Below are 20143 nucleotides of genomic sequence, written 5' to 3' on the forward strand. Positions count from 1 at the left end.
TGTCAAGCGATGCGGCCAGCCCCTCCCCAGCTCCAGACCTTGAAGCCCCGAGGCGTCACCGCGGTGGTCGCAGTCGTAGCGAAGCCGCCAGACCGGCTTGCGTTCCATTTCAAGCCGCCGTGATCCGGGTTCTTCGTCGCCCGGTGCTATCCGATCCGTTCTAACTCTGAGGAGCAAAATATGTTTCGAGTCTCAGTCTGCTACGGCGAGCCCACCGATCCTGGAGCATTCGAGAAGTACTACAGCAGCACGCATGTTCCGTTGACGTTGAAGATCCCCGGTTTAACCGGTTTCACCACCGGCAAGTGTCGGTCGCTCATGCCTGACCGCGAGGCCCCGTATTACATGGTGGCCAGCCTGATGTTCGGCTCCCTCGAAGACCTCATGGGGGCGCTGAAATCACCCGAGATGGCCGCCGCCAGCGCTGATGTGGCAAACTTCGCCACCGGCGGGGTCTCGTTATACAGCACGGAAGAGGTCGACCGGCTGATCCAGACCACTAACGCGTCTTCCTAGACCTGATCCACGGCCTATGGCCGAGCCGCGCGGCCGATAGCCGGGGCTACCGCCCCGCCATCGCGGCCTGGATCTCGTCGTAGCCGACCTCGCGGACCGGCTGCCCCATCGACCAGTGGTGGCCGAACGGGTCGGCGACCACGCCGTAGCGATCGCCCCAGAACTGGTCGTCCAACGGCATCACCACGGTGGCGCCCGCGTCCAGGGCGCGCTGGAACTTGGCGTCGACGTCGCTGACGGTCAGGTGGATCGTCACCGGGGTGCCGCCCAGTGACGTGGGCGTCATCGACCTGCCGCTACACATCTCCGGGAAATCGTCGTTGAGCATGACCAGAAAGCCGTTGATGCGCAGGGCGGCGTGGACGAGCTTTCCGTCGGGGCGAGGCACCCGCCCAATCTCCTCGGCGCCGAAAGCCTTGACATAGAAGTCGATCGCGGCGGCGGCGTCGTCCACCACCAGGTGCGGGGCCAGTGCCGGTTCGAAGTTGATCGCCATCGTGGTTCTCCTTGTTGTCGGTGTCCCAGACCCGCCCGGGCGGGCGGGTTCGCGAGTTATGACTTCGCCCGCGACACAAATTCATCGCGGCGATTTCATTCAATCGCGGGGCACCGACAACTGAGCCCGCCTCAGGCGTGGGTGAGGCTGCGGTCCCAACCTTCGACGGACTCCGGGCTGCGCGGGCCCGGTCCCACGTAGATGGCCGACGGGCGCACCAGCTTGCCCAGCCGCTTCTGCTCGAGAATGTGCGCGCACCAGCCGGCGGTGCGCCCGCAGGTGAACATCGCCGGCATCATGTTGGCCGGCACCTGGGCGAAGTCCAGGATCACCGCAGCCCAGAACTCGACGTTGGTCTCGATGGCCCGGTCCGGGCGACGCTCGCGCAGTTCGGCCAGCGCGGCCTGCTCCAGCGCCACCGCGACCTCGTGACGCGGCGCACCCAACCGCTCGGCGGTGGCGCGCAGCACCCGCGCCCGCGGGTCCTCGGCGCGGTAGACCCGGTGCCCGAAGCCCATCAGCTTGTCGCCGCTGTCGAGGATCTTCTTGACCAGGCCACGGGCGTCGCCGGTGCGCTCGACCTCTTCGATCATCGGTAGGACCCGCGCGGGCGCCCCGCCGTGCAGCGGCCCGCTCATCGCGCCGATCGCGCCGGACAGCGCGGCGGCGACGTCGGCGCCGGTCGAGGCGATCACCCGTGCGGTGAACGTCGACGCGTTCATGCCGTGCTCGGCGGCCGAGACCCAGTAGGCGTCAATCGCTTCGACGTGCCTCGGGTCCGGCTCACCCTGCCATCGGGTCATGAAACGGGCTGTGACGGTTGAGCATTCGTCGATCACGCGCTGCGGGACGGCGGGCTGGTAGATGCCGCGGGCGGACTGCGCCACGTAGGACAGTGCCATCACCGAGGCCCGGGCCAGCTGGTCGCGGGCGGTGTCGTCGTCGGTGTCGAGCAGCGGCCGGTACCCCCATATCGGCGCCAGCATCGCCAGGCCCGCCTGCACGTCCACGCGCACGTCGCCGGTGTGGATGGGTAGCGGGAACGGCTCGGCCGGCGGCAAACCGCGGCCGAACCTGCCGTCGACCAGCAGGGCCCACACGTCACCGAAGGTGACCTGTTGGTTCACCAGATCCTGGATGTCGACGCCGCGGTAGCGCAGCGCGCCGCCGTCTTTATCCGGTTCGGCGATCTCGGTGGTGAAGGCGACGACGCCTTCGAGGCCGGGGACAAAGTTCTCGGGGACCACACTCATACCGGAAATTCTCGCACCCCACCTTCGGGCGGACGCTACCGGCCGGTAGCAAGCCCCGGTAGCGTTGGCGCGATGGCAGGACCAGACTCCGAACACCTGCAGCGCATGCGAGTGGAATACGGGTCGGCGGAAAAGGACGGCAGTCCCGATCTCGATACCGATTGGCTCGACGACGGTTGGGTTGCCTTGCTGCGCAAGTGGATCGGTGACGCCGAGCGGTCCGGCGTCGCCGAGCCCAACGCCATGGTGTTGGCCACCGTCGCCGACGGCAGGCCGGCCAGCCGGACGGTCTTGTGCAAGAGCGTGGACGAGGCCGGGATCACATTTTTCACCAACTATGACTCGGCCAAGGGCGCCGACCTGGCGGCGACGCCGTACGCGTCGGTGACGTTTCCCTGGTATCAGCTGGGCAGGCAGGTCCACCTCCGGGGCCCGGTGAGCAAGGTCACCCCGGAGGTCACCGAGGACTACTGGTCCAAGCGCCCGCGCGGCTCTCAGCTGGGCGCGTGGGCGTCGCACCAGTCCCGTCCGATCGCGTCGCGTCTGGCGTTGCTCGACCAACTGGCGGAGGTGACCGCACGCTTCGCCGACCGCGAGCAGGTCCCGGTGCCACCGGGCTGGGGCGGCTATCTGCTCGTTCCGGAGTCGGTCGAATTCTGGCAGGGGCGGGAGAACCGGTTGCATAACCGGATCCGGGTCACCGGCGCCCGGGTCGAGCGGCTCCAGCCCTGAAGGCGGGCCGGCGTGCGCGTCGTCCCGGCCGGTGTCGCCGCCGATGTGGCTGCCATCCTGGCTGACGTGGACGAGATGGAAGCGGTGCGCCGCATCTGGCGCTCGCTCGGGCTGCCGGGCATCGTCGACGTGCACACCCATTTCATGCCCAAGTCCGTGATGGACAAGGTGTGGCGCTATTTCGACGACGCCGGCCCGTTGGTCGGCCGCCGCTGGCCGATCGCCTACCGCACCGACGAGGAGCAGCGGGTGCGCACACTCCGAGGATTCGGGGTGCGGGCGTTCACCTCACTGGTCTACCCCCACAAGCCGCAGATGGCGGCCTGGCTCAACGAGTGGGCGGCGTCCTTCGCCGCGGCGACGCCGGACTGCCTGCACACGGCGACGCTCTACCCCGAGCCCGGCGTCGAGGCCTACGTCCGTCGGGCCGTCGAGTCCGGCGCGCGGGTGTTCAAGGTGCACGTCCAGGTCGGCCGCTTCAGCCCCACCGATCCGCTGCTCGACCGGGCGTGGGGCGTCATCGAGGACGCCGCCGCCCCCGTCGTCATCCACTGCGGCTCGGGTCCGGTCCCCGGCGAACACACCGGCGCCGGCCCCGTCGCGGAGCTGCTGACGCGCCATCCCCGCCTGCGCCTGATCGTCGCGCACATGGGCATGCCCGAGTACACCGACTTCCTGGACCTCGCCGACCGGTACGACGAGATCCGGCTCGACACCACGATGGCGTTCACCCCGTTCATGGAGGAGGCGATGCCGTTCCCGCGCACGGAACACCGGCGGCTGCGCGACCACGGCGACCGCATCCTGTTCGGCAGCGACTTCCCGAACATCCCGCACGGCTTCGTCGACGCGATGCGGGTGCTGACCCGGCTGCCGGGGGTCGACGACGACTGGCTGCGGAAGGTCTTTCACGACAACGCCGCTCGGCTGTTCGGGTTGGCCGCACCGATGGCCGGGTGAAGCCCCGCGCGCGGCCGTTCGGATCTTCTCCCGGGTGCGCGGGAGGGGCCGGGGGTGCCCGCGCGGCGGCGGGGGCGACTCGGCCTTCAGGTCGATATCGCGTCGGTGAAGTCGTGAGCGGCCACGACCGCCACCGCGTCGCCCGATGGATACGCTGGCAGCCTCCGCAAGGCCGACCCCGGGCAGGCACGCGAACGCGACAACGACTACCTTCACCTATAAGCAGCTAGTCAGGGCAGCCATACCAGCCAGAGCGCAAAGGGGTTCTCGTGGCCGACACCGACGACACCGCAACTCTGAAGTACCCGGGGGGCGAGATCGACCTAGAGATCGTCCGCGCCACCGAGGGTGCTGACGGGATTGCTCTCGGTTCCCTGTTGTCCAAAACGGGGCACACCACCTTCGACAACGGCTTTGTCAACACCGCCGCCTGCAAGAGCGCCATCACCTACATCGACGGCGACGCCGGAATTCTGCGTTACCGCGGCTACCCGATCGAGCAGCTCGCCGAGAAGTCGACCTTCATCGAGGTGAGCTACCTGCTGATCTACGGTGAGCTGCCGGACTCCGACCAGCTCGCGGAGTTCACCAAGCGCATCCAGCTGCACACCATGCTGCACGAGGACCTGAAGCGGTTCTTCGACGGCTTCCCGCGCAACGCGCACCCCATGCCGGTGCTGTCCAGCGTGGTGAACGCGTTGAGCGCCTACTACCCCGACGCGCTCGACCCGATGGACAACAACCAGGTCGAGCTGTCGACCATCCGCCTGCTCGCGAAGCTGCCCACCATCGCCGCGTACGCGTACAAGAAGTCGGTCGGCCAGCCGTTCCTCTACCCGGACAACTCGATGTCGTTGGTGGAGAACTTCCTCCGGATGACGTTCGGGCTGCCCGCCGAGCCCTACCAGGCCGACCCCGAGGTGGTGCGGGCGCTGGACATGCTGCTCATCCTGCACGCCGACCACGAGCAGAACTGTTCGACGTCGACGGTCCGGCTGGTTGGGTCGTCGCGGGCCAACCTGTTCACCTCGATCTCCGGCGGCATCAACGCGTTGTGGGGACCGCTGCACGGCGGCGCCAACCAGGCGGTGCTCGAGATGCTCGAGCAGATCCGCGAAAGTGGCGACGACGTCAGCGAGTTCGTCCGCAAGGTGAAGAACCGCGAAGAGGGCGTCAAGCTGATGGGCTTCGGCCACCGGGTCTACAAGAACTACGACCCGCGCGCCCGCATCGTCAAGGAGCAGGCCGACAAGATCCTGGCCAAGCTCGGCGGCGACCCGCTGCTCGACATCGCCAAGGAGCTCGAAGAGGCGGCGCTGACCGACGACTACTTCATCGAGCGCAAGCTGTACCCCAACGTCGACTTCTACACCGGCCTGATCTATCGGGCCCTCGGCTTCCCGGTGCGGATGTTCACCGTGCTGTTCGCCTTGGGCCGGCTGCCCGGCTGGATCGCGCACTGGCGCGAGATGCACGACGAGGGTGACAGCAAGATCGGCCGTCCGCGCCAGATCTACACCGGCTACACCGAGCGCGACTACACGACCATCGACGCGCGCTAGCCACGCCGGAGTCGAGTCACAGCGAGGCCAGCACCGCCATGGCGGCGTTGTGCCCGCCGATCCCCGACACCGCGCCGCCGCGGCGGGCGCCCGAGCCGCACAGCATGATCCGCTCGTGCGCCGTTGCGACTCCCCATTGCCGCGCCGGGGTGTCCAGCGGGTCGTCGTCCTCGGCGAAGGGCCATGCCAAGCCGCCGTGGAAGATGTTGCCGGCCGTCATCCCCAGCGTGCGGTGCAGGTCCAGCGTGGTGGTCGTCTCGATGCACGGGCGACCGTGGGCGTCGCTCAGCAACACGTCCTGAATCGGTTCGGCCAGAACGGAATCCAGCGATGCCAGCACCGAGTCGGCCAGCCGGTCACGCAGGGCGCCGGAGTAGGTGCCGTCGAACAGCGAGTGGGGGGTGTGCAGGCCGAACACGGTCATCGTGTGCGCACCCGCGTCGCGCAGCCCGGCCGGCAGAATGCCGGGGTCGGTCAGCGAATGGCAGTACGCCTCGCACGGCAGGGGATCGGGCACCTCACCGACGGCTGCCCGCGCATACGCCGTATCCAGTTGCGTCCACGCCTCGTTGACGTGGAACGTCCCGGCGAAGGCCTGTTCGGGGGTGACGCTGTCGTCGCGCAACCGGGGTAGCCGCCGCAGCACCATGTTCACCTTGACCTGTGCGCCCTGGGCGGGCGGCGGGGGCCGTTCGCCGAGCAGCTGGGCCAGCACCGCCGGCGTGACACCCGCGAGGACGAAGCGGGCCCGGATCAGGCGCTCCGTCTCGCCGGTGCGGTAGCGGACCAGCCCGTCCGGTTCGATGGCGTAAACCTCTGCACCCGTGCTGATTTCGGCACCGTGGTGGACGGCGGCGGCCGCCAGGGCCTGAGTCAGCGCGCCCATTCCGCCGACGGGCACGTCCCAGTCCCCGGTCCCGCCGCCGAGTACGTGATACAGAAAGCAGACATTCTGGATCAGCGACGGGTCGCCGAGGCGAGCGAACGTTCCGATCAGTGCGTCGGTCGCGATCACGCCGCGGACCACGTCGTTGCCGACGGCGGCGGTGATGGCGTCTCCGATCGGCTCGTCGATCAAGGCCTGCCACGCGTCCGCCGCTTGGTGCCCGCCGCTGTCCACGACGTGCCGGCGCGCCTGTTCGCGGGTGCGCAGCGGTTCCAGCAGCGTCGGCCACAGCGGCCGGGTCACCAGCCGGCAGCGTCGGTAGAAGGCGGCGAACCCCTGCGCATCGGGGCCGGCGCCGATCGCGGGGAACGTGTCGCCGCCCGCCCCGATCAGCAGCCCGCGGCGGCCGTCGGTGCCGGGGTCGGGCGTGTACGAGGAATACCGCCGCCGGGCCAGTCGCACGGCGGCGCCCAGGTCGTCGACGATGCGGGGCGGCAACAGGCTGACCAGGTAGGAGTACCGCGACAGCCGAACCCCGACGCCGTCGAAGGCCTGAGCCGAGACGGCCGCTCCGCCAACGTGTCCCAGCCGCTCGAGCAACCGCACCCGCAGGCCCGCCCGAGCCAGATAAGCCGCCGCCACCAGGCCGTTGTGACCGCCCCCGACAACGACGACGTCGACATCCCCCGGGTGCGGGCTCAGCTCAGGTAGCCCTCGACCTCGTCGGGCGGGCGCACCTCGGCCTCGCGCGGGTCGCCGCCGGTGTCACGCAGCGCCCGCCGTTGCCGCAGCAGGTCCCAGCACTGGTCGAGCTCGACCTCCACCCGCCGCAGGCGATCGTGCTCCTCCGATTCGGTGATGTCGCCTTGCTGCAGCTGCGCCCGCAGGGTTTTCTCCTCGGCGACCAGGTTTCGGATGTGTGCCAGGGTTTCGCTGTCGGTCGGTTTCTTGCCGTTGCCCATCGCTCCAGTGTGCCCGACCCGTCGGGGGCCGACCCGGTAGCCGGCGGATGCGTTAACTGGGGCCCGGCAGCCGCAGCACCAGCCGCGCGCCGCCCAGCGGGCTGCTTTCCAGTGCAGCGGTCCCGCGATGCAGGTGGGCCTGCTGGGCCACCAGCGCCAGCCCCAGCCCGGAGCCCGAATGCGAGGCGGTCGATCCGCGAGAGAACCGCTCGAACACCACGTCGCGTTCGTCCTCGGGCACCCCGGTGCCGTTGTCGTCGATGGCGATTTCCACCCCGGCGCGCGAGCTGACCGCCGAGAGCTGCACGCGGGTCGCGCCGCCGTGCTTGACGGCGTTGGCGATCGCGTTGTCCACCGCCAGACGCAGGCCGGCCGGCAGGCCGACGATGATGCAGGTCGGCGACGGCACCAGCGACACGTCGAGATCGGGATAGATGCGCATCGCGTCGTGGGCGGCGCGGTCCAACAGCTCGGTGATGTCGACCGGCACGTGGTCGTCGGACGTCGACAGTTCGCCCTGGGCCAGCCGCTCGAGGGCGCTCAGGGTGGCCTCGATCCGCGACTGGGTGCGGATGACGTCGCTGAGCACCTCTTTGCGTTGGTCGTCGGACATGTCCAGGGTGGCCAGCACCTCGAGGTTGGTGCGCATCGCGGTCAGGGGAGTGCGCAGCTCGTGCGACGAGACGGCGGCGAAGTCGCGGGCCGATGCCAGCGCCTCCTTGGTCCGGTTCTGCTCGTTCCAGATGCGCTGCAGCATGCCCCGCATGGCTTCGGCGATCTCGACGGCCTCGGTGGCGCCGTGCACCTCCACCCGCGGCGCCTCGTCGCCGGCGTCGATCGACCGGGTCTGCTGCGCGAGCTGTTTGAAGGGGCGCACCGCGAACGCGGCCAGCAGCCAGGCGAACACCGCCGCCGCGCCAATGGCGAAGCCACAGATCAGCAACACCCGCCGGTGCAGGTTGTTGGTCTCGGCGACGGTCGCGTCATAGGTCGCGCCGACGGCCAGCGACGTGGGCTCCGGCGCGGGAATCTCCACCGTCCGCACCCGGTAGCGCACGCCTTTGACGTAGGCGTCGGCGTAGTCGACGCCCAGCTTGGGCAGCGTGACGCCCGAGTTCGACTTCACCACGTTGCCGCGGCGGACCGTCATGATGGCGTCGTTGTCGTTGGGGGAGCGGGGGATTTCGTCGAGACCGCTGGGCAGGAAGGGGATCGCGAAGCCCGCGGCCTCGTCGAGGCGGCGGTCCAGCCGCTCCTTGCGGTCGTTGGTGATGCCCACCCAGACGACGACGCCGACGATGAGGACGGGAATCGCCGCGCCGATGACTGTCGCGACCACCACCCTGGCGCGCAGCGAGGGCGTACGGGTGAGGATTCGGGACAGAAAGTTCATCGCCGCTCTACCTGGTTACTGCATGCGCAGCACGAACCCAACTCCGCGGACGGTGTGCAGCAGCCGGGGACCGCCATTGGCCTCCAGCTTGCGGCGCAGGTATCCGATGAACACGTCGACCACGTTGGTGTCGGCGGCGAAGTCGTACCCCCAGACCAGCTCCAAGAGCTGCGCCCGGGACAGCACCGCGGTCTTGTGCTCGGCCAGCACCGCCAGCAGGTCGAACTCCCGCTTGGTCAGGTCGACGTCGACGCCGTTGACCCGGGCCCGGCGACCGGGGATGTCGACCTCCAGCGGGCCCACCGTGATGGTTTCCGACGAGGAGGTTGCCGTTGCGCCGCGGCGACGCAGCAGCGCCTTCACCCGCGCGACGAGTTCGGCCAGGACGAACGGTTTGACCAGGTAGTCGTCCGCGCCCGCCTCGAGCCCCGCCACCCGGTCGTCGACCGAGCTGCGGGCCGACAGCACGCAGACCGGGACGTCGTTGTCCATCGCCCGCAGCGCCGTGACGACGCTGACGCCGTCCAGCACGGGCATGTTGATGTCCAGCACGATCGCGTCCGGGCGGGTCTCGGTGGCGCTGCGCAGGGCTTCGGCGCCGTCGACCGCGGTCGACACCTCGAATCCGGACAGCCGCAGGCCGCGTTCCAGCGAGGCGAGCACGTCGGAGTCGTCGTCGACGACCAAGACGCGGGGTGAGGTCCCAGCAGTGTCCATGCCGCCCATTTTGCCTGATCGCCGAACGCGGCGTCGCCATGGCCGGGCCGCCGCTGCCCAAAAGGTTACGTTTTCGACGCTGCGCCGCAACTGGCCGTTGATGTCTGCGTATCGGTGCCGAAACCGGTTGTGGCGAAGCCTGTTTCGCTTCCCGCGCCGCTTGTGGTCGACGGGAGGGCGTCGATCACTCCGTGGCGAGCCCGCTCAACCGCACCGCCAGCTGCCGCCGCACCGCGGGAATCTCCGCGGCCAGGCGCATTCCGGCGTTGCGCAGGGGGCGCAGCGGGCGCGGCAGCGTCGCGACGCGGGTCAGCCGTCCGGTCAGTTTCAGCACCCGCTCGGCGCGTTGGCGCTGCGCGGCGCTGTAGGCGTCCAGCGCGGCGTCCGGGCCACCCCGCAGGACCTCGGTGAGCGCGCCGGCCAGGGCCACCGCGTCGGTGATCCCGAGGTTCATGCCCTGGCCCCCGGCCGGGCTGTGCACGTGGGCCGCGTCGCCGGCCAGCAACAACCGGCCGGCCCGGTAGCTGTCGGCGACGCGGTGCTGAATGTGGAACCGCGACCCCCAGACCAGGTCGGTCACGACCGTTCGCCCCGGCCCGAAGCCACGGGTGTCCAGCAGTGCCTGCACAAACCGCGCCGACGGCAGCTGCGGTGCCGCGGTGGTCGGCGCGACGACGCGGAAGATGTCGCCGGGCAGCGGCGCCAGGACGGTCAGGCCATCTTTGGCGTAGAACAGGATCACCTCGTCGCTGGGCGCTTCGCCGGTCACGCGCACGTCGGCGAGCGTGAAAGACTCGGCGAATTCCCCTCCGGCGAAGCCGATTCCGGCTTCCGTGCGGACGGTGCTGTGCATGCCGTCCGCCCCGACGGCGTAGCCGGCCCTGATGGTGTCGCCGTCGTCGAACGTCGCGGTCACCCCGGTGCCGTCCTGGGTGATGCGGCTCAGCGCCTTGGGCCGGACGACGTCGCCGCCCAGTTCGCGCAGCCGCTCGAGCAGCAGCCGCTCGGTGTCGGCCTGCGAGAGCATCAGGGTGTACGGGTGTTCCGTCGGGAGCGTGCTGAAGTCGACGGGGAACAGCACGCGCCGGCCCTGCCGCATGGTGAACCGCGGCGCGATCAGCCCGGCCTTGACCATTCGGCGGGTCACGTCGAGCTCGTCGAGCGCCTCGAGGGTGCGGGCGTTGACGGCGGCGGCGCGGGAGGTGTTGGCGCCCGCCGCCAATTTGTCGACCACCACCACGCGAATCCCGCGGGCTTGGAGCGCGGCGGCGAGCGTGAGGCCGGTAGGGCCTGCGCCGATCACCAGGACGTCGGTGTCTTTCATGGCGGGCTCCTCTCCTTGAGCTGTTAGTCAACGCTTGTTGGCATAACCCCATGGTCGCGCGCCTTCCGCCCTATGTCAACAGTTGTTGGCCTACAATCGTTGGCATGAGGAGATCGTCGGACGAAACCAAGGCGGTGATCCTGGCGGCGGCCCGCGAGCGGTTCGGCGCGGTGGGCTTCCAGGGCGCGACGATTCGGGCCATCGCCGCCGACGCGGGGATCGATCCCGCGATGGTCATGCGGTATTACGGCAGCAAGGACAAGCTGTTCGCCGCGGCGGCCGAGTTCGACCTGCGGTTCCCCGACCTCGCCGCGGCCGACCCGACCCAGGTCGGGCGGTCGCTGGTCCGGCATTTCCTCGAACGCTGGGAGGGCGACGAGGCGCTGGTGATCCTGCTGCGGTCCAGCGCCACAAATGGCGAAGCGGCGCAACGGATGCATGAGATCTTCGGAAAGCAGATCCGGCCGCTGGTGTCCTCCTTCGCGCCGCCGGAGCAGGTCGGCGTGCGGGCCGGGCTCATCGCCACCCAGATTCTCGGGATGGCCTTGTGCCGCTTCGTGCTACGGCTTCCCCCGGTCGTGGAGATGACCCGCGACGAGATCGTCGAGTGGCTGGGCCCGACCATTCAGCGCTATCTCGGCCTGCCAGAGGGGTGACTCACCAGGCATAAACGACGGTGACGTTTTGCGGGGCAATGTCGTGTGCGTGGTTGATGTGTCGCGGGCGCCGGCGGCGCCGTCGGACGCGTCAGGGCACTCCGATGCGGCGGTAGCGCTGCAACCGGCTGGCCAGCCGCTCGGCGGCGGGTTGTGCGCGCAGGGCGTGCACCTCGGCGGCGATGGCGCGCGCGAGTCGCCGGCAGAACTCGACGGGCTCGTCGGCCGCGTCGGGATGTTCGGGGACAACGACGTCCGCGATGCCGGACGCCAAGAGGTCTGCCGACCGGATGCCTTGCGCGGCAGCGAGTTCGGCGGCGTGCGCGGTGTCGCGGAAGACGATCGCGCTGGCACCTTCCGGCGGGAGCGGCGCCAGCCACCCGTGCAACGCGCACAACACCCGATCGGCGGGGACCATCGCCAGCGCCGGCCCGCCGCTGCCCTGCCCGAGCAGCACCGAGACCGTCGGGGTGTCCAGGGTCACCAGCTCGGCCAGGCACTGGGCGATCTGGCCGGCCAGCCCGCCCTGTTCGGCCTCGGCCGACAGCGCGGGCCCGGCGGTGTCGATCACCAGCACCAGCGGCAGGCGCAGTTCCGCGGCCAGCGCCATGCCCCGCCGGGCCTCGCGCAGTGACGCGGGGCCCACCATTCCGCCCGCCACCCGCTGCTGACCGAGCACCACCGCCGGCTGTCCGGCGAAGCGGGCGAGCGCCAGCAGGGTGGTCGCCGCGTCGCCCTGGCCGGTGCCCGACAACAGCACCCGGTCGGTGGCGCCGTGGCGCAGCAGCAGGCCGACTCCGGGGCGGTCGGGACGCCGCGACGCCACCACCGAGTCCCACGCCGGCACGTCGGGTATCGGTTCGGGCGGCTGCGCCGCCGGCAGGGCCCCGGGCGGGTCGGCGATGACCGTCAGCGCGCGGTCCAGCATCCGGCGCAGCCGGTCCAGCGGTACCACATCGTCGATCACCCCGTGGCGCTGCAGGTTCTCGGCCGTCTGGACGCCCGCGGGGAAGGGTTCGCCATAGAGCAGCTGGTACACGCGCGGCCCGAGGAAGCCGATCAGGGCGCCCGGCTCGGCGGCCGTGATGTGGCCCAGCGATCCCCACGACGCGAACACCCCGCCGGTGGTCGGGTGGCGCAGGTAGACCAGGTAGGGCAGGTGCGCCTGCTTGTGCAGCCGGACGGCGGCGGCGATCTTCACCATCTGCAGGAAGGCGACCGTGCCCTCCTGCATGCGGGTGCCGCCGGAGCTGGGCGAGGCCAGCAGTGGCAGGCGCTCGGCGGTGGCTCGCTGCATCGCGGCGGTGATCCGCTCGGCCGCCGCCACCCCGATGGAGCCGCCGAGGAAGCCGAATTCGCAGACCACCACCGCCACCCGGCGGCCGAAGATGCGGCCCTCACCGGTCAGCACCGATTCGTCCAGGCCGCTGGCGGTCCGCGCGTCGGCCAGTTCTCGCGCATACTCCTCGCTGACCTGCACCGCGAGCGGCTCGCCGTCCCAGCGGATGAAGGAACCCTCGTCGAGCACCGCGTCGCGCAGCTGAGCAGCCGTGATACGACTCACGACACGAGGCTATATAGGGTGGCTGCCATGATCGGTGTTACCCAGGACGAAGCCGTGCTGACCATCGAGCTGCAGCGTCCCGAGCGGCGCAATGCCCTCAATTCGCAGCTCGTCGAGGAGCTGCGGGAAGCCTTCCAGAAGGCGAGCGACGGCTCCGTCCGGGCCATCGTGCTGACCGGGCAGGGCACGGTGTTCTGCGCCGGCGCGGACCTCAGCGGCGACGCGTTCGCCGCCGACTATCCCGACCGGCTCATCGAGTTGCATAAGTTGATGGACGCCACGCTGATCCCGCTGATCGGCGCGATCAACGGTCCGGCCATCGGCGCGGGTCTGCAGCTGGCCATGCGATGCGACTTGAGGGTCGTGGCCCCGGAGGCGTTCTTTCAGTTCCCGACGTCGAAATACGGCCTGGCACTGGACAACTGGAGCATCCGGCGGCTGTCCTCGCTGGTGGGTCACGGCCGGGCCAGCGCGATGCTGCTGACCGCCGAGAAGCTGACCGCCGACGCGGCGCTGCAGACCGGAATGGCCAACCGCATCGGGGCGCTCGCCGACGCCCAGGCCTGGGGCGCCGAGATCGCCGGCCTGGCGCCGCTGGCCATTCAGCACGCCAAACGGGTGCTCAACGACGACGGTGCCATGGAGGACTCGTTGCCGGAGCACAAGGAGCTCTTCGACAAAGCCTGGCAGAGTCAGGACGTCATCGAAGCGCAGGTCGCCCGCATCGAGAAGCGACCGCCGAAGTTCCAGGGGGTCTGAGGGCCATGCTGCGGGGGGCGCTGCGGCTGGCCGCCGGTACGGCGTCGCTGGCGGCCGGCAGCTGGTTGGTGCGGGCGCTGCACGGCGCTCCGGCGGCACTCGGCGCCCACCCCACCGCCATCAGGGCGGTGGCGCAGGGCTCGCCCAACTACCGCGACGGCGTCTTCGTCAACGTTGAACCCGCCTCCGCGCTGACGATGGATCGCGAGGAGTTGCGGCTGGTCGCGTGGGAGCTGATCGGCAACCGGGGCGTGAGCCGGCCCCCGGCACCGATCCCGTTGGCCGCGCCGGCCCTCTTCGAGGGTGATCCCCGCCGGCTCGCCGTCAGCTGGTTCGGCCATTCGACGACGCTGCTGGAGATCGACGGCTACCGGGTGCTCACCGACCCGGTGTGGAGCAATCGCTGCTCACCGTCGGACCTCGTCGGGCCGCAGCGGCTGCACCCGCCGCCGGTGCAACTGGAAGGGCTGCCGGCCGTCGACGCGGTGGTGATCAGCCACGACCACTACGACCACCTCGACATCGACACGGTGATGGCGTTGACGCGCACGCAGCGCGCGCCGTTCTTCGTGCCGCTCGGCGTCGGCGCCCACCTGCGCGCCTGGGGGATACCCGAGCATCGCGTCGTCGAGCTCGACTGGCATCAGAGCGCCCGGGTCGACGAGCTCACCGTGACTTGTGTTCCGGCGCGCCACTTTTCGGGTCGCTTCCTGGATCGCAATACGACGCTGTGGGCGTCGTGGGCGTTCGCCGGCCCCAACCACCGCGCGTATTTCGGCGGCGACACCGGCTACACCAAGAGCTTCGCCCAGATCGGCGCCGACCTCGGGCCGTTCGACGTGACCCTGCTGCCCATCGGCGCTTACAACACCGCATGGCCGGACGTCCACATGAACCCGGAGGAGGCGGTCCGGGCGCACCGGGATCTCACCGAAAAAGGGCTGCTGGTGCCGATCCATTGGGGCACCTTCCGGCTGGCCCCCCACCCGTGGGCCGAGCCGGTCGAACGCCTGCTGGCCGCGGCGGCACCCGAACAGGTCGACGTCGCGGTTCCCACCCCGGGGCAACGCATCGATCCCGCGGCCCCCGGGAGATTCAACGCGTGGTGGCGGCTCTGAATCCGGCGCCTGAGCGTCGACGGGCCGGGCCTAGGTCTAGGCCAGCATGGCCAGCCAACTGCCCCACTGCTCGGCCCGCCGCGCCCAGTTGTTCTCGGCCACGGCGTAAGCCACCTGGGCCTGCAGGCGCGCCTCGGTGCCGGCGGGGTCGGCGGTCCGGTCGGCCAGCAATTGGATGACACGGTCGGCGAACGCCCCAGCGTGGGCGTGCGGATCGGCCAGCGCCGGCATCAGGTCGACGAAGCCGGCGCCCGTTTCCGGCAACGCGCCGAGATCACTGGTGACGACCGTGCAACCCGCCGCCATCGCCTCCATCACGGCGATGCACGAGGTCTCGGGGAAGGTGTTGGGGTAGGCCAGCATCGTGGCGCCGCGCAGCGCGCGAGCCAGCGCCGGCTGGGCGACCGAACCGTGATAGGTCACGCCGGGGGAGGCCCGCGCCATCTCGTAGAGCGGCTGGAACGGGTCCACCAGGGCGTTGTAGACGCCCATGCTGCTGTAGACCTCGAGGCGGGCGTCGGGCACCGCGGCCCGGACGCGGGCGAACGCCTCCAGCAGGCGGTCCAGCCCGCGGAACGGCGTGCTGGTGTAGCAGAGGGTCGGCGGGCCCGCCTTGGCCGGCAGGATCCCGGCGTCGCCGAACAGGTCGGTGAAGGCGGGGCCCACGGCGTTGCGCAGGATGCCGATGCGCGCCGGGTCGAGCCCGAACGCCTGGTGGAAACAGTCGGCCTGCCACTCGCTGACCATGGCGAAACCGTCGAACACCGACCGGATCTCGGGCTGCGCCAGGGGCGCGACGAAGGGCTGGTCATGGGCGTGGCCGGTCCACAAGATGTGGTGCGCGCCCGGGCCGCACTGCGCCCTGAACTCGGCCAGCCTGGCATACATGACCCCGCCCATGTGCACGACGCAGTCGGCGTTTCGCAGGGCGTCGTCCCGCCCGGTGGGGATCGGCTGGCAGCGGACTCCGCGCACCACCTTGGGCTCGGCGTCGCGGGTGGCGAGCGTGACGCGGTGGCCGAGCTTCGCCAGCTCGGGCGTCAGATAGCAGGCCGCCGACTGCGAGCCGCCCAGCGGCCGTTGGAATGGCGTGTCCGGATCGTAGGCCCAGGAGGCGACGTCGATGAACACGATGTCCATGTGCCCGCACTCTAGGTGGCCGGCCGCCGGGGTTCCCAACTGGCATGCCGGCCCGCGGAATCGCCGCGTTTCCCGGCAACCACGCTAGAGTGCCGCCATGGCGAAACGTGCAGCAGCCGCTGCTGTCACCGTGCTGCTCGGCATGACCGGATGCGGGCCCGCGCCACCGGTATCCAGCCCGCCCGCGCTCTCCGACGCACCGCCCAACGAGGTGTCCGGAGTGGCGATCCCCGCCGGGCGCATCGACCAGGCGGTCGCAAAGCTCGACGGCCTGGTCGGCGACCTGATGAAGAGCACCGGCGTCCCGGGAATGGCGGTGGCCGTTGTTCACGGCGGTAAAGTGCTGTACGCCAAGGGATTCGGCATGAAGGACGCGAGCAAGGGGCCGGGTCAGGGCAATCAGGTGGACGCCGACACCGTCTTCCAGCTGGCCTCGGTGTCCAAATCGGTCGGTGCGACGGTGGTCGCGCACGAAGTCAGTGCCGGCGCAGTCGCGTGGGACACCCCGGTGGCGGCCAAGCTGCCGTGGCTGACGCTGAGCGATCCCTACGTCACCAGCCACGTGAGCATCGGAGACCTGTATTCGCATCGTTCCGGGCTGCCCGACCACGCCGGTGACAAACTCGAAGACCTGGGTTACGGCCGGCGGCAGACGCTGGAACGGCTGAAGTACCTGCCGCTGGCCCCGTTTCGAATCAGCTACGCCTACACCAACTATGGTGTGACCGCCGCCGCCGAGGCGGTGGCCGCCGCGGCGGGCAAGCCGTGGGAGGACCTGTCTGAGGAGGCGCTCTACCGCCCCCTGGGCATGGCCTCGACCAGTTCGCGCTTCGCGGACTTCCTCGCGCGCCCCAACCACGCCGTCAACCACATCAAGATCGCCGGCAGGTGGGAGGCCCGGTTCCAGCGGGATCCGGACCCGCAGTCACCCGCGGGCGGCGTCAGCTCGTCGGTCAACGACATGGCCCGCTGGCTGATGATGCTGCTGGGCAACGGAACTTACGACGGCCGGCGGATCACCTCCCCGGAGGCCCTGCTGCCCGCGAGCAGCCCGCAGACGGTTTCGTCGCCGGCGAAGACGCCCAACGCGCGCTCCGGGTTCTACGGATACGGCTTCAACGCGTCGGTTGATTCCTCGGGGCGCACCGAGTACAGCCATTCCGGCGCCTTCGACCTGGGGGCCGCGACGAACTTCGTGGTCATGCCCGCCGAGGATCTGGGCATCATCGCGCTGACGAACGGCGCGCCGTATGGTATCCCCGAAACGCTGACCGCCCAATTCATGGATCTGGTTCAGTACGGCCAGATCCGCGAGGATTGGGCGGCTTTGTACCAGAAGGCGATCGGCTGGCTGAACAATCCGGAGGGCTCGCTGGTCGGCAAGCAGCCACCGGCCAACCCCGCCCCGCCCCGGCCGCTGGGCGACTACACCGGGGTCTACGCCAGCGACTACTGGGGCCCGGCCGTCGTCACCGAACGCGACGGCGCGCTGCAGCTGGCGATGGGCCCGAAGAACCGGACGGTCACCCTGACCCACTGGGACGGCGACACCTTCACTTTCGGGCTGACCGACGAAAACGCCCCGCCGGGAACGATTTCCAAGGCCATATTTTCTGGTTCGCCGGTCCGCACACTGAACCTGGAGTACTACGACTCGGACAAGCTGGGAACGTTCACCCGATGATCGCGGGCCTGACCGATGCCGAGGTGGCGCAGCGGGTCGCCGAAGGCAAGAGCAACGCGGCCCGGGAGCGTGCCACCCGCAGCATCCCGGACATCGTGCGCGCCAACGTCTTCACCCGGATCAATGCGATCCTGGGGGTGCTGCTGCTGATCGTGGTGGCGACCGGTTCACTGATCAACGGGATGTTCGGCCTGCTGATCGTGGCCAACAGCGTGGTCGGCATGGTCCAGGAAATCCGGGCCAAACAGACGCTGGACACCCTGGCCATCGTCGGGCAGGCAAAGCCCCTGGTGCGCAGGCGATCCGGGACCCGTACCTTGCCGCCGGCCGAGGTGGTGCTGGACGACATCATCGAGCTCGGGCCGGGCGACCAGGTGGTGGTCGACGGTCAGGTCGTCGAAGAGACCAACCTGGAGGTCGACGAGTCGCTGCTGACCGGGGAGGCCGATCCCGTCGACAAGGCCACCGGCGACGCGGTGATGTCGGGCAGCTTCGTCGTCGCCGGCGCGGGCGCCTATCGCGCCACAAAGGTCGGGCCGGAGGCCTATGCCGCCAAGCTCGCCGAGGAGGCCAGCAAGTTCACGCTGGTCAAATCCGAACTCCGCAACGGCATCAACCGGATCCTGCAGTTCATCACCTACCTGCTGGTGCCGGCCGGTCTGCTCACGATCTACACCCAGTTGTTCACCACCCACGTCGGCTGGCGGCAGTCCGTGCTCCGGGCGGTGGGTGCGCTGGTGCCGATGGTGCCCGAAGGCCTGGTGCTGCTGACATCGGTCGCGTTCGCCGTCGGGGTGATCCGGCTCGGGCAGCGCCGGTGCCTGGTGCAGGAGCTGCCCGCCATCGAGGGCCTCGCGCGGGTCGACGTGGTCTGCGCGGACAAGACGGGCACGCTGACCGAGACCGGCATGCGCGTCGCGGGTGTCGAGGAACTCGGAGCGGCACAGCGGAACCCGGTCGACGAGGCGCTGGCGGCGTTGGCCGCCGCCGACCCGCGTCCCAACGCCAGCATGCAGGCGATCGCCGAAACCTATCGACGGCCGCCGGACTGGATCGCCACGGCGACCGCGCCGTTCAAGTCGGCCACCAAGTGGAGCGGGGTGTCCTACCCCGACCACGGCAACTGGGTGATCGGCGCGCCGGATGTGCTGCTCGACCCGGCGTCGGCCGCGGCCGAACAGGCCGAGCGGATCGGCGCGCAGGGTCTGCGGGTGCTGCTCGTGGGCACCGGTGACGTGGCCGTCGACCACCCGGACGCCCCGGGCCGCGTCACCCCCGTCGCGCTGGTGGTCCTCGAGCAAAGAGTGCGCCCCGACGCCGCCCAGACGCTGGATTACTTTGCCGAGCAGGGCGTTTCCGTCAAGGTGATCTCCGGCGACAACGCGGTTTCCGTCGCTGCCGTCGCCGACAAGCTCGGGCTGCGCGGTGAAACCATGGACGCGCGCCGGCTCCCGTCCGAGCCCACGCAACTGGCCGACGTGCTGGACACCTACACCACCTTCGGTCGCGTGCGGCCCGACCAGAAGCGGGCAATGGTGCACGCCCTGCAATCGCACGGGCACACCGTCGCGATGACCGGCGACGGTGTCAACGACGTGCTGGCCCTCAAGGACGCCGACATCGGCGTCGCGATGGGCGCCGGTAGCCCGGCGTCGCGGGCCGTCGCGCAGATCGTGTTGCTGGACAACCGCTTTGCCACCCTGCCGTATGTCGTCGGCGAGGGCCGGCGGGTCATCGGCAACATCGAGCGGGTCGCCAACCTGTTCTTGACCAAGACCGTCTACTCGGTGCTGCTGGCGCTGCTGGTCGGCATCGAGTGCCTGTTCTCCAAGCCGCTCAAGGCCGATCCCTTGCTGTATCCGTTCCAGCCGATCCACGTCACCATCGCCGCGTGGTTCACCATCGGAATCCCGGCGTTCATTCTGTCGCTCGCCCCGAACAACGAACGCGCCTATCCCGGATTCGTGCGGCGGGTACTCACTTCGGCGCTGCCGTCCGGGCTGATCGCCGGCGCCGCGACGTTCGCCTCCTACCTGGTGGCCTATCACGGCCGGCACGCGACGTTCCAGCAACAGGAGCAGGCGTCGACCGCGGCCCTGATCACGCTGCTGATGACCGCGCTGTGGGTGCTCGCGGTGGTGGCGCGCCCCTACCAGTGGTGGCGGGTCGCGCTGGTCGTCGGTTGCGGCCTGGCCTACCTGGTGATCTTCAGCCTCCCGCTGGCCCGCAGAGCGTTCCTGCTCGATCCCACCGATGTCGCGGTGACGTCGGCCGCCGTGGGGATCGGGGTGCTGGGCGCCGCCGCCATCGAGGTGATGTGGTGGGTGCGGGCCCGGATCCTGGGCGTGCGGCCGCGGTTGTGGCGCTGACCGCCCGATCGCCCGCGCGCGGGGCGCAGGCGGACAAGTAGGATTTCGGCGG

At 69.9% G+C, this 20143-nt stretch carries 18 protein-coding genes; 9 read left to right on the forward strand and 9 right to left on the reverse strand.

Features of this window, described 5'->3' with window-relative positions:
* The first annotated feature begins 180 nt into the window (after window positions 1–180).
* Entirely contained in the window at window positions 181–516 is a 336-nt protein-coding gene (locus AWC03_RS24310) for an EthD family reductase (RefSeq protein WP_085243255.1), read from the forward strand.
* Window positions 517–562: 46 nt separating this feature from the next.
* Here AWC03_RS24310 and AWC03_RS24315 read toward each other — a convergent pair whose 3' ends face one another.
* Together AWC03_RS24315 and AWC03_RS24320 are read right to left on the reverse strand one after the other, a co-directional pair.
* Window positions 563–1012: a VOC family protein gene (locus tag AWC03_RS24315; RefSeq protein WP_085243256.1), complete on the reverse strand. Its 450-nt coding sequence runs from the start codon at window positions 1010–1012 to the stop codon at window positions 563–565.
* Between the two features lie 131 nt (window positions 1013–1143).
* Window positions 1144–2265 (reverse strand): citrate synthase 2, encoded by a 1122-nt coding sequence (locus AWC03_RS24320; protein WP_085243257.1) that lies wholly within the window; start codon window positions 2263–2265, stop codon window positions 1144–1146.
* A gap of 72 nt (window positions 2266–2337) precedes the next feature.
* On the opposite strand from AWC03_RS24320, the gene pdxH reads away from it, so the two are divergent.
* The 3 genes from pdxH (at window position 2338) to AWC03_RS24335 (ending at window position 5519) form a co-directional block, all read left to right on the forward strand.
* Window positions 2338–2997: a pyridoxamine 5'-phosphate oxidase gene (pdxH, locus tag AWC03_RS24325; protein ID WP_085243258.1), complete on the forward strand. Its 660-nt coding sequence runs from the start codon at window positions 2338–2340 to the stop codon at window positions 2995–2997.
* Between the two features lie 75 nt (window positions 2998–3072).
* Complete coding sequence (locus tag AWC03_RS24330; protein ID WP_211279285.1) at window positions 3073–3957, forward strand: amidohydrolase family protein; 885 nt, start codon at window positions 3073–3075, stop codon at window positions 3955–3957.
* A 269-nt stretch (window positions 3958–4226) separates the two neighbouring features.
* Complete coding sequence (locus AWC03_RS24335; RefSeq protein ID WP_085243259.1) at window positions 4227–5519, forward strand: citrate synthase; 1293 nt, start codon at window positions 4227–4229, stop codon at window positions 5517–5519.
* A gap of 16 nt (window positions 5520–5535) precedes the next feature.
* Here the strand turns inward: AWC03_RS24335 and AWC03_RS24340 are convergent, their stop codons facing one another.
* The 5 genes from AWC03_RS24340 to AWC03_RS24360 all read right to left on the reverse strand — a co-directional run bounded on the left by AWC03_RS24340 (window position 5536) and on the right by AWC03_RS24360 (window position 10801).
* Window positions 5536–7107, reverse strand: coding sequence for a phytoene desaturase family protein (locus tag AWC03_RS24340; RefSeq protein ID WP_085243260.1), 1572 nt, complete (start codon window positions 7105–7107; stop codon window positions 5536–5538).
* Complete coding sequence (locus tag AWC03_RS24345) at window positions 7104–7367, reverse strand: DUF2630 family protein (RefSeq protein ID WP_085243261.1); 264 nt, start codon at window positions 7365–7367, stop codon at window positions 7104–7106. The genes AWC03_RS24340 and AWC03_RS24345 overlap by 4 nt, the downstream gene beginning before the upstream one ends.
* A gap of 52 nt (window positions 7368–7419) precedes the next feature.
* Entirely contained in the window at window positions 7420–8760 is a 1341-nt protein-coding gene (locus AWC03_RS24350) for a sensor histidine kinase (protein ID WP_085243262.1), read from the reverse strand.
* Between the two features lie 15 nt (window positions 8761–8775).
* Window positions 8776–9486 carry a two-component system response regulator PrrA gene (gene prrA / locus AWC03_RS24355; protein WP_090418020.1) on the reverse strand — a complete coding sequence of 237 codons (711 nt, stop codon included), beginning with the start codon at window positions 9484–9486 and terminating at the stop codon, window positions 8776–8778.
* Window positions 9487–9661: 175 nt separating this feature from the next.
* Entirely contained in the window at window positions 9662–10801 is a 1140-nt protein-coding gene (locus AWC03_RS24360; RefSeq protein ID WP_085243263.1) for an FAD-dependent oxidoreductase, read from the reverse strand.
* A gap of 104 nt (window positions 10802–10905) precedes the next feature.
* Here AWC03_RS24360 and AWC03_RS24365 point away from each other — a divergent pair, with 104 nt between their 5' ends.
* Entirely contained in the window at window positions 10906–11457 is a 552-nt protein-coding gene (locus tag AWC03_RS24365) for a TetR/AcrR family transcriptional regulator (protein ID WP_085243264.1), read from the forward strand.
* A 91-nt stretch (window positions 11458–11548) separates the two neighbouring features.
* On the opposite strand, the gene AWC03_RS24370 is transcribed toward AWC03_RS24365, so the two are convergent.
* Entirely contained in the window at window positions 11549–13021 is a 1473-nt protein-coding gene (locus tag AWC03_RS24370; RefSeq protein WP_085243265.1) for a carboxyl transferase domain-containing protein, read from the reverse strand.
* Between the two features lie 27 nt (window positions 13022–13048).
* Here AWC03_RS24370 and AWC03_RS24375 point away from each other — a divergent pair, with 27 nt between their 5' ends.
* Window positions 13049–13780 carry an enoyl-CoA hydratase gene (locus AWC03_RS24375; protein ID WP_085243266.1) on the forward strand — a complete coding sequence of 244 codons (732 nt, stop codon included), beginning with the start codon at window positions 13049–13051 and terminating at the stop codon, window positions 13778–13780.
* A 5-nt stretch (window positions 13781–13785) separates the two neighbouring features.
* On the forward strand, window positions 13786–14898 hold the full coding sequence (locus tag AWC03_RS24380; RefSeq protein WP_142278512.1) for an MBL fold metallo-hydrolase: 1113 nt from the start codon (window positions 13786–13788) through the stop codon (window positions 14896–14898).
* A gap of 36 nt (window positions 14899–14934) precedes the next feature.
* Here the strand turns inward: AWC03_RS24380 and AWC03_RS24385 are convergent, their stop codons facing one another.
* Window positions 14935–16038, reverse strand: coding sequence for a glycosyltransferase family 4 protein (locus tag AWC03_RS24385; protein ID WP_085243267.1), 1104 nt, complete (start codon window positions 16036–16038; stop codon window positions 14935–14937).
* Between the two features lie 97 nt (window positions 16039–16135).
* Between AWC03_RS24385 and AWC03_RS24390 the strand changes: the two genes are divergently transcribed.
* A complete protein-coding gene (locus AWC03_RS24390) occupies window positions 16136–17722 on the forward strand; it encodes a serine hydrolase (RefSeq protein ID WP_085243268.1) in 1587 nt (528 codons plus the stop codon).
* On the forward strand, window positions 17719–20091 hold the full coding sequence (locus tag AWC03_RS24395; RefSeq protein WP_085243269.1) for a cation-translocating P-type ATPase: 2373 nt from the start codon (window positions 17719–17721) through the stop codon (window positions 20089–20091). The genes AWC03_RS24390 and AWC03_RS24395 overlap by 4 nt, the downstream gene beginning before the upstream one ends.
* Window positions 20092–20143 lie beyond the last annotated feature (52 nt).

This window comes from Mycobacterium europaeum (assembly GCF_002102155.1).
GTDB lineage: Bacteria > Actinomycetota > Actinomycetes > Mycobacteriales > Mycobacteriaceae > Mycobacterium > Mycobacterium europaeum.

What these genes read in the sequence shown, in the direction of transcription:
- AWC03_RS24310 (WP_085243255.1), top strand. Translation starts at nt 181, where the DNA reads ATGTTTCGAGTCTCAGTCTGCTACGGCGAGCCCACCGATCCTGGAGCA.
- AWC03_RS24315 (WP_085243256.1), bottom strand. Translation starts at nt 1,012, where the DNA reads ATGGCGATCAACTTCGAACCGGCACTGGCCCCGCACCTGGTGGTGGAC.
- AWC03_RS24320 (WP_085243257.1), bottom strand. Translation starts at nt 2,265, where the DNA reads ATGAGTGTGGTCCCCGAGAACTTTGTCCCCGGCCTCGAAGGCGTCGTC.
- pdxH (WP_085243258.1), top strand. Translation starts at nt 2,338, where the DNA reads ATGGCAGGACCAGACTCCGAACACCTGCAGCGCATGCGAGTGGAATAC.
- AWC03_RS24330 (WP_211279285.1), top strand. Translation starts at nt 3,073, where the DNA reads ATGGAAGCGGTGCGCCGCATCTGGCGCTCGCTCGGGCTGCCGGGCATC.
- AWC03_RS24345 (WP_085243261.1), bottom strand. Translation starts at nt 7,367, where the DNA reads ATGGGCAACGGCAAGAAACCGACCGACAGCGAAACCCTGGCACACATC.
- AWC03_RS24350 (WP_085243262.1), bottom strand. Translation starts at nt 8,760, where the DNA reads ATGAACTTTCTGTCCCGAATCCTCACCCGTACGCCCTCGCTGCGCGCC.
- prrA (WP_090418020.1), bottom strand. Translation starts at nt 9,486, where the DNA reads ATGGGCGGCATGGACACTGCTGGGACCTCACCCCGCGTCTTGGTCGTC.
- AWC03_RS24360 (WP_085243263.1), bottom strand. Translation starts at nt 10,801, where the DNA reads ATGAAAGACACCGACGTCCTGGTGATCGGCGCAGGCCCTACCGGCCTC.
- AWC03_RS24365 (WP_085243264.1), top strand. Translation starts at nt 10,906, where the DNA reads ATGAGGAGATCGTCGGACGAAACCAAGGCGGTGATCCTGGCGGCGGCC.
- AWC03_RS24375 (WP_085243266.1), top strand. Translation starts at nt 13,049, where the DNA reads ATGATCGGTGTTACCCAGGACGAAGCCGTGCTGACCATCGAGCTGCAG.
- AWC03_RS24380 (WP_142278512.1), top strand. Translation starts at nt 13,786, where the DNA reads ATGCTGCGGGGGGCGCTGCGGCTGGCCGCCGGTACGGCGTCGCTGGCG.
- AWC03_RS24385 (WP_085243267.1), bottom strand. Translation starts at nt 16,038, where the DNA reads ATGGACATCGTGTTCATCGACGTCGCCTCCTGGGCCTACGATCCGGAC.
- AWC03_RS24390 (WP_085243268.1), top strand. Translation starts at nt 16,136, where the DNA reads ATGGCGAAACGTGCAGCAGCCGCTGCTGTCACCGTGCTGCTCGGCATG.
- AWC03_RS24395 (WP_085243269.1), top strand. Translation starts at nt 17,719, where the DNA reads ATGATCGCGGGCCTGACCGATGCCGAGGTGGCGCAGCGGGTCGCCGAA.